General features: G+C 70.7%; 9 protein-coding genes. 4 read left to right on the plus strand and 5 right to left on the minus strand.

Annotated elements, in window-relative coordinates:
* Positions 1 to 482: 482 nt before the first annotated feature.
* Positions 483 to 1,865 (plus strand): erythromycin esterase family protein, encoded by a 1,383-nt coding sequence (locus tag ACFYZ8_RS41830; RefSeq protein ID WP_388532219.1) that lies wholly within the window; start codon positions 483 to 485, stop codon positions 1,863 to 1,865.
* Positions 1,866 to 2,025: 160 nt separating this feature from the next.
* On the opposite strand, the gene ACFYZ8_RS41835 is transcribed toward ACFYZ8_RS41830, so the two are convergent.
* Complete coding sequence (locus ACFYZ8_RS41835; RefSeq protein WP_359029782.1) at positions 2,026 to 2,433, minus strand: VOC family protein; 408 nt, start codon at positions 2,431 to 2,433, stop codon at positions 2,026 to 2,028.
* A gap of 198 nt (positions 2,434 to 2,631) precedes the next feature.
* Here ACFYZ8_RS41835 and ACFYZ8_RS41840 point away from each other — a divergent pair, with 198 nt between their 5' ends.
* Both ACFYZ8_RS41840 and ACFYZ8_RS41845 read left to right on the plus strand, forming a co-directional pair.
* On the plus strand, positions 2,632 to 4,740 hold the full coding sequence (locus tag ACFYZ8_RS41840) for an MMPL family transporter (RefSeq protein WP_388532217.1): 2,109 nt from the start codon (positions 2,632 to 2,634) through the stop codon (positions 4,738 to 4,740).
* A 201-nt stretch (positions 4,741 to 4,941) separates the two neighbouring features.
* Positions 4,942 to 6,327, plus strand: a complete 1,386-nt coding sequence (locus ACFYZ8_RS41845; protein ID WP_359029780.1) for a glycoside hydrolase family 16 protein — start codon at positions 4,942 to 4,944, stop codon at positions 6,325 to 6,327.
* Between the two features lie 55 nt (positions 6,328 to 6,382).
* Here ACFYZ8_RS41845 and ACFYZ8_RS41850 read toward each other — a convergent pair whose 3' ends face one another.
* The 4 genes from ACFYZ8_RS41850 to ACFYZ8_RS41865 all read right to left on the minus strand — a co-directional run bounded on the left by ACFYZ8_RS41850 (position 6,383) and on the right by ACFYZ8_RS41865 (position 10,720).
* Positions 6,383 to 7,405 (minus strand): TolB-like translocation protein, encoded by a 1,023-nt coding sequence (locus ACFYZ8_RS41850; RefSeq protein ID WP_359029779.1) that lies wholly within the window; start codon positions 7,403 to 7,405, stop codon positions 6,383 to 6,385.
* Positions 7,402 to 8,694, minus strand: coding sequence for an MFS transporter (locus ACFYZ8_RS41855; RefSeq protein WP_388532215.1), 1,293 nt, complete (start codon positions 8,692 to 8,694; stop codon positions 7,402 to 7,404). Before ACFYZ8_RS41855 ends, ACFYZ8_RS41850 begins: the two co-directional genes overlap by 4 nt.
* 5 nt (positions 8,695 to 8,699) lie before the next feature.
* A complete protein-coding gene (locus ACFYZ8_RS41860; protein ID WP_388532213.1) occupies positions 8,700 to 9,590 on the minus strand; it encodes an alkaline phosphatase family protein in 891 nt (296 codons plus the stop codon).
* 215 nt (positions 9,591 to 9,805) lie between these two features.
* Positions 9,806 to 10,720, minus strand: coding sequence for an AraC family transcriptional regulator (locus ACFYZ8_RS41865; RefSeq protein WP_388532211.1), 915 nt, complete (start codon positions 10,718 to 10,720; stop codon positions 9,806 to 9,808).
* A 146-nt stretch (positions 10,721 to 10,866) separates the two neighbouring features.
* On the opposite strand from ACFYZ8_RS41865, the gene tkt reads away from it, so the two are divergent.
* On the plus strand, positions 10,867 to 12,942 hold the full coding sequence (gene tkt / locus ACFYZ8_RS41870; RefSeq protein WP_388532209.1) for a transketolase: 2,076 nt from the start codon (positions 10,867 to 10,869) through the stop codon (positions 12,940 to 12,942).
* Positions 12,943 to 12,945: the final 3 nt, after the last annotated feature.

Raw genomic sequence — 12,945 nt, forward strand, 5'->3', positions numbered from 1 at the left:
CACCCCTGCGGGGGTGGGCCTGGCACCACCTCCGAACGCCAGGGCTAGGTCGTTGACTGGCCATGACGTCCTTCTTTGGGATCCGGCACAGGTTCCGGGGGGATCATCGACGTCGCCGATGACGCCCACATGGATCACGCGTGCATCGGCGCGCTGCTCTCCGCTGAAGGACTGATCTTCTGCGGAGCAGACACCGCGCCACGTCACGCGGTCACTCCCGCCACGCCTCCGTCCGTTCCCCGGAGCGGTACGCGCCGCACGTCGCCGGTCAATCGGCACCGCACAAAACGGAGTTGATCAAACCCCGCAAACCCTGGCACGGCCTCGCCGACGTCGGACTCGCCACCGCGGAATGCGGCGACTGGTTCAACAACAGCGAGCCTCCGCCGATCCCTGAGCACGCGGACCTGTGGTTATCCCCAGGAGGAAAACTGAAGGTGGCAGGCTGCCCCAGGCGTGCCGCCCATCGGCAGCCTTGATCCATGCCTGCATTTCACAGATCACATCGATCGCATCGGTTACTGCCGCTCCTGCTGGCGCTGACGCTCGGGGTCGGCACGCTGACGGTCGCCGCCCGGCCGGCGCACGCGAACGCGATGACCACCACCGATCCGGTGCGCGAACTGGCGCGCGTCGCGGAGCCGCTGCGTTCCACGGAGGCCGGCGCCCCCGGCAGCGATCTGCGCCCGCTCGGCCGCATGATCGGCTCGGCGAAGATCGTCGGCCTGGGTGAGGCTACGCACAGCTCTCGGCAGTTCTTCACGATGAAGCACCGCGTCTTCCGGTACCTCGTCGAGGAGCAGGGCTTCACCACCTTCGCGCTGGAGGCGCCCTGGTCCACCGGCCTGGTCCTCAACGAGTACGTGTTGTACGGGAAGGGCGACCCGGAGAAGCTCATGCGCAAGGAGTTCCAGAGCTCGTACCGGATATGGAACACCCGCGAGTACCTCGATCTGCTGAGGTGGATGCGCGCCCACAACGTTCGCCACCCCGACCACCCCGTGCAGTTCATGGGTGAGGACAACGGTTACGCGGGACCTGAGCTCTTCGACGCGGTCACGGACTATGTGTCCGCGCACCACCCGGAGCTGCTGCCGGAGTTCCGCCGCCTTTACCGCGAGCTCCGGCCGACGGGGAGCGTGGAGGAGACCGTCAACGAAAACATGGCCAAGCCCATCGCCGAGCGCGAGCGGACGGCCGTGGATGTGCGGCGCGCCTACGAGCTGCTTCAGGCGCAGGGGCCGGACGAGGACCGGCAGGCGTACGAGTGGGTCCTCCAGCACGCCAGGGCCATCTCCCAGACCGGCACCCTCTACGCGTACTACGACTTCTCCGACCCGGAGAAGATCGCTCGGGCCATGCTCTACCGCGACCAGATCATGGCGGAGAACACTGTGTGGTGGCAGCGGCACACCGGCCACCGGATGCTGTTGTCGGCCCACAACGGCCATGTCTCCTACGAGTCCGACAACCCTGAGCAGTATCCGAAGACCCAGGGGGAGTTCCTACGCCAGACGGTCGGGGCCGATTACGTGAACATCGGTTACACCTTCGGGCAGGGCTCGTTCAACGCGATGGATCTGACGGATCCGGAGGAGCCCTACCGTCGCTTCTCCGTGAAGCCACTGGGCGCGGGCAGCAGTGAGGAGGTGCTGGAGAGAGTCTCGCGCCGGGACTACTACGTCGATCTGCGGGCCGTGCCCGAGCCGACGCGAGACTGGCTGATGGCGAAGCGGCTGACCCGCTCCATCGGGAACGCCTGGCCGGAAGACCCCTACCAAACCTCGCTCGGGCGCCGGTTCGACGTGCTGATACACCTCCATCGCGTCACGGCCGCGGATCTCCTGCCAACGGCCCGGGACTGAAACTCCCGGACTTGCACAACGGATCGGCTGTGATCGTTCGCCGGTGCTGAGTCCGCCAAGTCGCGGCGGCGACAGCTCAGTAGGGTCGGGACTGGCAACGGAGCGTCAGCCACCGCACCAGTGGTGCGGCGGGAAGTCGTGCGGCAGGTACGAGCACCCTTCAGTCCCCGAGCTCGGTGAAGAGCGTCAGCTGGAGCGAACCGGGCGCCTCCAGGCGGGAGTTCAGCGAGTTCCAGGGGGTGCGGGTCGGCTCGGCGACCACCTCCGCCCCGGCCTGCGCCAGCTTCGCCGTCGTGGCGGCCGAGTCGTCGACCTCGAAGGCGACCCGGATGTGCCCGGCGACCCGGCGCCCCACCTCCACCTCGTCGATGAACGCGGCATGGTTCGGATCGGTGAGCTCCAGTGTCGCCCGCCCCGCCTCCAGGATGGTGACCCGCCCGTCGGGCGAGGAGAACGCGGCCCGTTCGGGCAGCCCGAGGACGTCCCGGTAGAAGCGCAGCGCCTCGTCGTAGTCGTCCGCCGTGACGACGAGACGGAGTTCACGGACGGCGGGTGGTACCTCGGACATACGGCCTCCTCGATGGTCTCTGCCAGGTCAACTCCCCGACCGGTACCGGAGATTCCTCCCCCGCGGGAGTGAGGAGCCACCCCGTCTCACCCGTACGGCCCAGGCCCTGAAACCGCCCGCCCCGGCGATCCGGTGAGCCCGTCCGCGGCAGCACTCTGACGGTGCCAGCAACCACCGCCAACCCGCCGGGAGGCCCCCGTGCTCTCCACACTCGCCCGGGCGGCGACCCGCCGCCCGCTGACCGTCATCGGCCTCTGGGCCGCCTTCCTGCTGCTGGGCTTCGGCCTCGGGACGGGCGTCTTCGCCGACCTCTCCGACGACGTGCCCGACGTGCCGGGCACCGAGTCCGACCTGGCCGACGACTACCTGTCCGGCGTGGACCCGACCGGCGAGTCCGTCACCGCGGTCGTCGCGGGCGAGCCGGTCTCCGACGCGGCCCTGCGCGCCCGGGTCGAGCGGACGGTGGCCGAGGTCCGCGGGATCGCCGGGGTGGCCGACGTGCCGGACCCGTACACCACGCCCGGTCTCACCGCCCGCGACGGCCGGGCCCTGATCATCCCCGTCACCTTCGAGGGCGGTCTGAGCGACGAGGCGGAGGAGGCGGCGACGGACACGGCCGTCGAGACGATCAAGCGGATCGACGCGCCCGAGGTCCACGTCAGCGGCGGTGAACTCCTCGGCCGGCAGCTCGGTGAACGCGCCCAGGAGGACGTGAAGAACGCCGAGTTGATCTCTCTGCCCGTCGTACTCGCCCTGCTGCTCGTGGTGTTCGGCGGACTGCGCGCCGCCGCACTGCCGCTGGTGATCGCGGTGAGCGGGATCGCGGGGGCGTTCCTCGGACTGTTCGCCTTCAGCCAGGTCACCGACATCTCGGTGTACGCGATCCAGGTCACCACCATGCTCGGCCTCGGACTGGCCGTCGACTACGCCCTGTTGATGCTGGTCCGCTTCCGCGAGGAACGCCGGCAGACCGAGTCCACCGAAGACCTGGTGGAAGCCGTGCACCGCACGGTCGACGCGGCCGGGAGGACCGTCCTGTTCTCCGGGCTCACGGTCGCCGTCAGCCTGACCGGACTGCTGGTCTTCCCGAGCGTGTTCCTGCGCAGCATGGGTCTGGCCGTCGCCGCCGTCGTGGTGGTCGACATGCTGGCCGCGGTGACCCTGCTGCCCGCGCTGCTCACGAAGTTCGGCGGCCGGATCCGGCCCTCGAAGGCGCGTTCCGAGGACGAGGAGGGCCGGGTCTTCGCCCGCCTCGCCCGCTTCGCGCAGCGCCGCCGGATCGCCGTCCTGGTCACCGTCGTCCCGGTGCTGCTGGTCCTCGCCCTGCCGGTGACCGGTATGAGGATCGCCATCGGCGACGCCCGGCAGCTGCCCTCCGGCACCGAGGCCCGGCAGCTGTACGACACCGTCGACGCGCACTTCCCCAAGGGCACCGGGGTCTCCCCCGTGGTCGTCGTCCTCAAGCCCGGCACCGGCACCGAGACCGCCGACCGGATCCGCGCCCTGGTCCCGAACGCGGAGTCCCGCCGGCTGCCGGGCGGCAACACCGTCGTGGAGCTCCAGCCGCCCGGCACCGTGGACGGCGGTGCGGCCACCGACCTGGTCGAGCGGGTACGGGACGTGCGCGGCGACGAGCCCGTCGAGGTGACCGGGGTCGCGGCCCGGCTGGTCGACTTCCGCGCGATGCTCGCCGAGCGGGCACCCTGGGCGGCGCTGACCGTCCTGGCCGGCATCTTCGTCCTGCTGTTCGCCTTCACCGGCTCGGTACTGATCCCGCTGCGCACGATCGCGACCACCCTGCTCAGCCTGGGCGCGGCCCTCGGCGTGGTGGTGTGGGTCTTCCAGGACGGGCACGGGGCCGGGCTGCTCGGCGGCGAGGGCCTGGGCGCGCTGAGCCTGACCGCGCCGCCGCTGATCGTGTCGATCGCCTTCGGGCTCGCCATGGACTACGAGCTGTTCATCCTGGCCCGGATGCGGGAGGCCCGGCGGCGGACCGGGGACGACCGGGCGGCTGTCTTGACGGGGCTGCGCCGCTCCGGACGGGTCGTCACCTGCGCCGCGCTGCTCCTGGCGGTCGTGTTCGGCGCCTTCATGACGGGCGGGTTCTCCCCCATCCTCCAGATCGGTCTCGGCCTGACCCTGGCGGTGCTGATCGACGCGACGGTCGTACGGATGCTGCTGGTCCCGGCGACCATGGCGCTGCTCGGCCGGCGTGCCTGGTGGGCGCCGAAGCCATTGCGCCAGGCGCACGACCGGTTCGGGCTGCGGGAGGCCACGCCCGAGCGGTCCGTGTCGGCGAACGTCTGACGGCGCCGGACGGCGGCCGGGTGGGTTCTCCCGGTTTCAAGGGGTGAACCCACCTGGGGCGCACGGACTTTCACGGCTCAACCTCTTGACGGCTGGAGTGACTGCGAGCACATTGGGCCCACTTTGAGAGCGCTCTCAAGACCTCCGAGCGCTTTCGAAGGCACCCGCGCTCACTTCTCCCCGTACCCGAGAGGCACCCCCATGAGTGAAACCTCCGGCATACCCAGACGGCGACGGACCCTCATCGCCGTCCTCAGCACCCTCGGCCTGGCCGCCGCCCTCGCGACGGCCGCCACCCTCCCCGCCGACGCCTCCGCTCCCGCGCCTCCCACGGGCTGGTCCCAGGTCTTCCTGGACGACTTCAACGGCTCCGCCGGGACGGGTGTCTCCACCTCCAACTGGCAGTACGCGACCGGTACTTCCTACCCCGGCGGCCCCGCCAACTGGGGTACCGGCGAGGTCGAGACGATGACCAACAGCACCAGCAACGTGGCGCTGGACGGCAACGGCAACCTGCGCATCACCCCGCTCCGCGACTCCGCCGGCAGGTGGACCTCGGGCCGCATCGAGACCAACCGCACCGACTTCCAGCCCCCCTCCGGCGGCAAGCTGCGCGTCGAGGCACGCATCCAGATGCCCAACGTCACCGGCACCGCGGCCGAGGGCTACTGGCCGGCCTTCTGGATGCTGGGCGCGCCCTACCGCGGCAACTACCAGAACTGGCCGGGCGTCGGCGAGCTGGACATCATGGAGAACGTCCAGGGCATGAACCGGGTGTGGGCCACGATGCACTGCGGCACCAACCCGGGCGGACCCTGCAACGAGACCACCGGTATCGGCAACAACGTGGCCTGCCCCGGCTCGACCTGCCAGTCCGGCTTCCACACCTACACGATGGAGTGGGACCGCTCGGTGAGCCCCGAGACGATCCGGTTCCTCGTGGACGGCACCCAGTACCACTCGGTCAACGCGAGCCAGGTGGACGCGACGACCTGGGCCAACGCCACCCAGCACGGTTACTTCATCATCCTCAACGTGGCGATGGGCGGCGCCTTCCCCGACGCGTTCGGCGGCGGACTCGACTCCGGCACCCAGTCCGGCGTGCCCATGGTCGTGGACTACGTCCAGGTCCTGTCGGCGAGTGGGAGCGGTACCACGCCGCCACCCACGGGCGGCGTGGACGCCTACGGCACCATCCAGGCGGAGTCCTACAACGGCCAGAGCGGTGTCGGCACCGAGACCACGACCGACACCGGCGGCGGCCAGAACATCGCCTCCCTGGCCAACGGTGACTGGGCGCTGTACCAGAACGTCAACTTCGGTTCCACGCCCGCGACCCAGTTCGTCGCCCGGGTGGCGAGCGGCGCGGCGGGCGGGGTCAGCGGTCTGGTCGAGGTGCGCCTGGACAGCCGTACCGCCACTCCGATCGGCAGCTTCGCCCTCGCCAACACCGGTGGCTGGCAGTCCTGGAGAACGGTCCCGGCGAACATCGGCGCCGTCACCGGCACCCACAACGTCTATCTGACCTTCACCAGCGGCCAGCCGGCCGACTTCGTGAACGTGAACTGGTTCAACTTCGGCCACTGAAGGGCTGGTTGAGCCCCGCGAGGCCGCCTGTGCGGTCTCGCGGGGCAGCGCCGCCTCACCCCAGGTAGGCGGGGGCGACCGCGGAGGTCATCAGACGGCGGGCCGTGCCGGTGCCGTCGGCGGGGACGGTCCACAGGTCGGAGCCGTAGTCACCGGGGAGCGCGTAGACGAGGGTGTCGTCGTCGGCCCACAGGGCCTGGTCGTCGATGGTGCGCGTCTCGGCGGTCGCGGTCTCCTTCATGGTGCTCAGGTTGAGCACGTACAGCCGCCAAGGGGCGTCGGGCGAGGCGCCCTTGACGCGTTTCTTGTAGGCGACGCGCGTGCCGTCCGGGGAGAGGGAGGGGCATTCGACGTTGCGGTGCAGGGTGGTCAGGGTGCGTGCGGTGACGTCGCCCCGTACGAGGTACGTCCGGCCGCCGGTCGCCAGGGTGGCGTAGAAGCGGTGGTCGTCGGCGAAGGTGACGCCCCAGATGTTGGTGTCGGCGGCGTGGTAGGTCCGGCCGTCCTTGATGACGCGGAAGGTCTCCAGGTTGTCGTCGATCGCCCAGGTGCGGGTGTCGACGATGGCCGTGCGGGTGGAGAAGTTCGTTCCGGCGTACGAGTCCCCGCTGACGAACACCGTCCAGGCGACCATGTGTCCGGAGGGCGAGACCCGGGCCCGGGTGGGGATGCCGGCGGCCGGGAAGCGGTGCCGTTCGCGCAGGTGCGCGTCGAGCACCACCGCGCGGTAGGTGTCCTCCAGGGCGCCGTGCACGGCCTGGAGGCAGATGCCGGTGCCTGCCGCCGCGTGGAAGCGCAGGCATTTCACGCCCGACGCGGTCCGCGGGCCCTGCGGATCGTCGGCGGGGACGGTGGCGATCTCGTCGCGGTGCGGACCCCAGGCCAGGTTGCGTACCAGCAGGCGCCGTTCGGCCGACGGCCGCAGCGAGACGGTACCGGCCCGTACGACCGGACCGTTCGCCTGCTGCTCGTCCCGCAGGCCCGAGCGGTGGGCGGCGTGCAGCACCGACCCGGTACCGACCGCGCCGAGCAGCACGACGGCGACGAGCAGGGTCACCAGACGGGTCGTTCGGGTCATGCGGGCACCTCGTCAATGCTTGCGGTGGAGCGCAGGACGAACGCGGCCACGACGGCGCCGGCGGCCAGGGCGGCCGCGGTGATCGCGAGCGCGGTCCGACCGCCCCACAGGCTCCAGGCCGCGCCGAAGGCGAGCGAGCAGGTGAACCGGGCGAGTGCCTGCCCGGTGCCCACCAGCGCCTGCCCCGCGCCCTGGTGCCGGGCGGGGACGACCGCGGCGGTGGCGGCCGCGAGGACTCCGTCGGTGGCCGCGTAGAAGGTGCCGTGCAGGAAAAGGACGGCGATCACGGCCGGGACGCCGTGCCACGGGGAGAGCACCAGGCCGTAGCCGAGCAGCAGGACTCCGTGGCCCGCCAGGAAGAGCCGGCGGCGGCTGACGCGGTCGGCGAGCGCGCCGAGCGGCACGGCGAGCAGCAGGAAGAAGGCGGCGGTGCCCAGCGGCAGCAGCGGGAACAGGTGTGCGGGCAGGTCGCCTTCGCGCTGGAGCAGCAGGTAGAGGAAGGAGTCGCTGACGGTGGTCAGGCCGAGGAGGCTCGCGCAGAGGGTGAGCCGCCGCAGTTCGGGCCGGACCAGCAGTCCGAGGGCGTCCCGGAGCAACGGCCGTTCCGGGGCGGGCGGTTGCGCGGCCCCCGCCGGGGTGATGTGGCCGGGCACGAAGAGCACAAGGACCAGGACCCCGAGCACGGCGACGCAGCCGCTGACCGCGAAGACCGCGTCGTAGCCGTCGACGGTGGCCCGCAGGACGGCGAAGGCGACGAGCGGGCCGAGCAGCGCTCCGGTGGTGTCCATGGCCCGGTGGACGCCGAACGCCCGTCCCCGGCGCGCGGGTTCGGTCGCCAGCGAGATCATCGCGTCCCGTGGGGCGGTGCGCAGTCCCTTGCCGGTGCGGTCGACGGCGAGCACGGCACCGAGCACGGGGAGGGTGTGGGCGAGCAGCAGCAGCGGCTTGCACAGCGCCGACAGGCCGTAGCCGAGGCCCGCGACGGCCTTGTGGCGGCGGCCGCCCCGGTCGGCGAGGTGGCCGCCGGCCAGCCGGACGAGGGCGCCGACGCCGTTGTTGAGGCCGTCGAGGAGGCCGAAGCCGAGCGGTGACAGGCCGAGGCCCGCGACCACGTACAGCGGCAGGACGGCCGTGACCATCTCCGAGGAGACGTCCGTGATCAGGCTGACCGTGCCCAGGGCCAGCACGGTGGCGGGCACGGCGGCCGGCCGCCGCCCCGGACGGGTGTCCGGGACGACGGCGGCCTTCGTGCCGCGGGAACCCGTGCTCCGGGAGTCCGCGAGGTACACGGGCGTCAGTTCCAGATGCCGGTGATGTCGGAGGCGGAGGCGGCGTTGCCCGCGTGGGCGCTCAGACCGGCCAGGTCCTCCAGCGTGCGCAGCACGTTGTAGTGGTTGTAGGTGGTGGAGCTGGTGCTGCCGGGAGCGACGTGCTGGCCGTAGAAGAGGGTCGGGATGCGGTTGCCGGAGAGCTTGTTGTCCTCGTCGAAGGTGACGGCGAGGATGCTGTTGTGGGTCGTGGCCCAGGTGGCGTAGGCGCCCAGGTTGTTCTTGATCCAGGTGTCGCCCGTGGAGACCGAGCAGTCGTGCATGTCGCTGCACAGGTTCGGGACGACGAAGGAGACCTTCGGCAGGGTCGTGTAGTCGGTCGGGAACTGCGCGAAGGTCATCGCGGTGTTCGTCGGCACGTTGGAGAAGCCGAACCACGGGTTGTGCTTCTGGGCGTAGTTGCCGCTGCTGCAGGTCGTCGAACCCTGGCTGGGCAGTGACTCGTTGTAGCTCTTCCAGGTCTTGCCCGCGGCGATGAGCTCGGAGGCGAGGTTCGGCGCGGAGAGGGAGCCGACGGAGACGCAACTGTCGTCGGTACGGCCCTGGTTGGAGCCGGAGAAGAGCATGTAGTAGTTCGGCTCACTGGGGTGGGTGAGGCCGTAGGACTGGGTGAGGGTGGCGCCTCCCGCCTTGAGGGTGTTGTTGAGGTAGGGGGCGCTGGAGCTGCCGATGACCTGCGAGTAGGCGTGGTTCTCCAGCACCACGACCACGACGTGGTCGGGGGTGGGGAGAGCGGCTGCCTCGGCGGTGGAGGCGGTCGCGGCCCACACGCCGACCGAGGCGGCGGTGAGGGCGAGGGCTCCGGTGAGGGCGGAGAGGGAACGTCGGTTGCGCTGCGGTGCCTTGACGGCGGCCATGACTGTCCTCCGGACAGAGTGACGGACGTTCGGGGGGAGCGGCGCCGCAACCCTAGGGGCCCTCGGCCGGGTCCGCGTGAAGCCCTGGCGAACCGTGGGCTACGCCGGGCAAAGATCACCCCACGCACAGGTCATGCACAGCAAAGCGGGAGTCAAGTGGGCGCCATGTGGGCGCGTTCCGGCCGGAGTTGGTGGTTCGTGAACCGGTCCCGCTCCTATCGAAGGTCCGCCCGGAACGCCGCCGGCGTCATGTCCGTGTGCTGCTGGAAGAACTTGGAGAAGTTCGCGGCGTCGGGAAACCCCACCGCCGCCCCCACCCGCCCGATCGGCAGGTCCGTGTGGGCCAGCAGCCGCTTCGCCTCCAGCACGACCCGCTTGTCGATGAACCCCTTGGGCGTCTCCCCCGTGGCGGCACGCACGGCGCGCACCAGGGTCCGGCGGGAGTATCCCAGCGCGTCGGCGTACGCGCTGACGCTGTGGTTCGTGGCGAAGCCCTTCTCCACCGCGTCCCGGAACAGGGTGAACGTCGACTCGGCGCGCCGCCCGGCCTCCGCCGAACTCGCCGCGAGGTGGGCCAGCCGCAGCAGGAACGCCGTCAACGAGTGCCGCAGGACCGAGGTGTGCAGACTCAGCGGCAGGGTCGAGGTGTCCTCGTACTCCCGCTGCAACTGGACCAGAGCCGCGCGCAGGCCCGTCAACTGGGCGTCGGAGGGCCGCAGCAGCGGCGGCAGGTCGTAGCGGTAGAGCCCCGTCGCCTCCACCGTCGCCCGCGGCAGGAAGCCCGGTTGCATGGTGAGCACGGTTCCGCGGTACTCGCTCGTCGGCGAGAAGCGGTGGACCTGGCCCGGGCGGATCCACAACAGGTCGCCCGCGGTCGCCTCGTACTCGGCGAAGTCGATCATGTGGCGGACGGGGCCGCCGTCGAAGAGCATCACGACATGGAAGTCGATGCGGTGGACGCGCTCCAGCGGGGCATCCGCGTGCCAGGTGCGGCCCACTCCCATCGGGCCGATCTGCATACCGACACCGCACACACTCAGCTCGATGGGGAAGGGGAACGTTCTGATCCCGTCCACTCCGCCGTCACCGTCTCCGCCTTGGATGGAGGCTTGGGTTGTTCTGTCCGCCATGTCCTTCTCGTGCCGCCTGCCTGGAGCGTTCCGTGTCCCACTTTCACCACAGGCTGGCACACCGCGACCTTCCCCCCTAAAAGTCAGACTTTTAAGTTTGAACACGTCAGACCAGCTATCCCCCTCCGATCGAGGACTTCTTGAAGATGAGCACGCAGACCCCGGACAGCTTCGAATGGACCGAACTCGACCGGCGTGCCGTCGACACCGCCCGCCTCTTGGCGGCGGATGCCGTGCAGCAGGTCGGCAACGGGCACCCCGGCACCGCGATGGCCCTGGCTCCCGCGGCGTACACGATCTTTCAGAAGGTGATGCGTCACGATCCGGCGGACCCCGAGTGGACCGGCCGTGACCGCTTCGTCCTCTCCCCCGGGCACACCTCGCTGACGCTCTACACCCAGCTCTACCTCTCCGGGTACGAGCTGGAGCTGGACGACCTCAAGGCCTTCCGGACCCACGGCTCCAAGACGCCCGGTCACCCCGAGTACGGGCACACCGCGGGCGTCGAGACCACCACCGGGCCGCTCGGCCAGGGTGTCGCCAACGCCGTCGGCATGGCGATGGCCGCCCGCTACGAGCGCGGCCTCTTCGACCCCGAGGCCCCCGAGGGCGAGTCCCCCTTCGACCACACCGTCTGGGCGATCGTCTCCGACGGCGACCTGGAGGAGGGCATCTCCGCCGAGGCCTCCTCCCTCGCGGGCCACCAGAAGCTCGGCAACCTGGTCTTCGTCTACGACGACAACCACATCTCCATCGAGGGCGACACCGCCACCGCTTTCTCCGAGGACGTGCTGAAGCGGTACGAGGCCTACGGCTGGCACACCCAGCGCATCGAGCCCGGCGCCGACGGCGACGTCGACGTCCACGCCCTGTACGCCGCCCTGAAGGCGGCCCGGGCCGAGACCGAGCGCCCCTCGATCATCGCGATGCGCACGATCATCGCCTGGCCCGCCCCGAACGCGCAGAACACCGAGGCCGCCCACGGCTCCGCGCTCGGCGCGGACGAGGTCGCCGCGACCAAGCGGGTGCTCGGTTTCGACCCGGACAAGACCTTCGAGGTCTCCGACGAGGTCATCCGTCACACCCGCCAGGCCCTGGACCGGGGCGCCGAGGCGCACGCGGCCTGGGACAAGCAGATCTCCGCGTGGCGCGGTGAGCAGCCCGAGCGGGCCGAGCTCTTCGACCGGGTCGTCGCCGGCCAGCTCCCGGAGGGATGGGAGTCCGCGATCCCGGTCTTCGAGGAGGGCACGTCCGTCGCCACCCGCGCCGCCTCCGGCAAGGTCCTCCAGGCGCTCGGCCCGGTGCTCCCCGAGCTGTGGGGCGGTTCCGCCGACCTCGCCGGCTCGAACAACACCACGATCGACAAGACGTCGTCCTTCCTCCCGAAGGGCAACGCGCTGCCGGAGGCCGACCCGTACGGCCGAACCGTCCACTTCGGGATCCGCGAGCACTCGATGGCCGCCGAGATGAACGGCATCGCGCTGCACGGCAACACGCGGATCTACGGCGGCACCTTCCTGGTGTTCTCCGACTACATGCGCAACGCCGTGCGCCTGTCCGCGCTGATGCAGCTGCCCGTCACCTACGTGTGGACGCACGACTCCATCGGCCTCGGCGAGGACGGCCCGACGCACCAGCCGGTCGAGCACCTCGCGTCCCTGCGCGCCATCCCGGGCCTGAACGTCGTGCGCCCGGCCGACGCCAACGAGACCGCGATCGCCTGGGCCGAGATCCTCAAGCGGCACGCCACGAACCCGGCCCCGCACGGCCTCGCACTCACCCGCCAGGGTGTCCCGACGTACGCCCCGAACCCGGACGCGGCCAAGGGCGGGTACGTGCTCCGGGACTCCTCCACGGAGGTTCCCGACGTCGTCCTCATCGCCACCGGCTCCGAGGTCCAGCTCGCCGTCGCCGCGCGGGAGCAGCTGGAGGCGGAGGGGGTCGGCACCCGGGTGGTGTCGATGCCGTCCGTGGAGTGGTTCGAGGAGCAGCCGCGGGAGTACCGGGAGCGCGTCCTTCCGCCGTCCGTGCGAGCCCGCGTCGCAATCGAGGCCGCTATCGGTCTCACGTGGTACCGCTTCACAGGTGACGCAGGACGCATCGTCTCCCTCGAACACTTCGGCGCCTCCGCCGACGCCAAGACCCTGTTCGCCGAGTTCGGCTTCACCGCCGAGAACGTCGCCGCCGCAGCCAGGGAATCACTGGCCGCCGCGCGTGGTTGATCC

Origin of the sequence: Streptomyces sp. NPDC001668 (assembly GCF_042893155.1) — a bacterium.
GTDB lineage: Bacteria > Actinomycetota > Actinomycetes > Streptomycetales > Streptomycetaceae > Streptomyces.

Bases quoted from the DNA above. Each gene is read 5' to 3' on its own strand.
- ACFYZ8_RS41835 (WP_359029782.1), bottom strand. From the start codon at position 2,433: ATGTCCGAGGTACCACCCGCCGTCCGTGAACTCCGTCTCGTCGTCACG.
- tkt (WP_388532209.1), top strand. From the start codon at position 10,867: ATGAGCACGCAGACCCCGGACAGCTTCGAATGGACCGAACTCGACCGG.
- ACFYZ8_RS41850 (WP_359029779.1), bottom strand. From the start codon at position 7,405: ATGACCCGAACGACCCGTCTGGTGACCCTGCTCGTCGCCGTCGTGCTG.
- ACFYZ8_RS41845 (WP_359029780.1), top strand. From the start codon at position 4,942: ATGAGTGAAACCTCCGGCATACCCAGACGGCGACGGACCCTCATCGCC.
- ACFYZ8_RS41860 (WP_388532213.1), bottom strand. From the start codon at position 9,590: ATGGCCGCCGTCAAGGCACCGCAGCGCAACCGACGTTCCCTCTCCGCC.
- ACFYZ8_RS41865 (WP_388532211.1), bottom strand. From the start codon at position 10,720: ATGGCGGACAGAACAACCCAAGCCTCCATCCAAGGCGGAGACGGTGAC.
- ACFYZ8_RS41830 (WP_388532219.1), top strand. From the start codon at position 483: ATGCCTGCATTTCACAGATCACATCGATCGCATCGGTTACTGCCGCTC.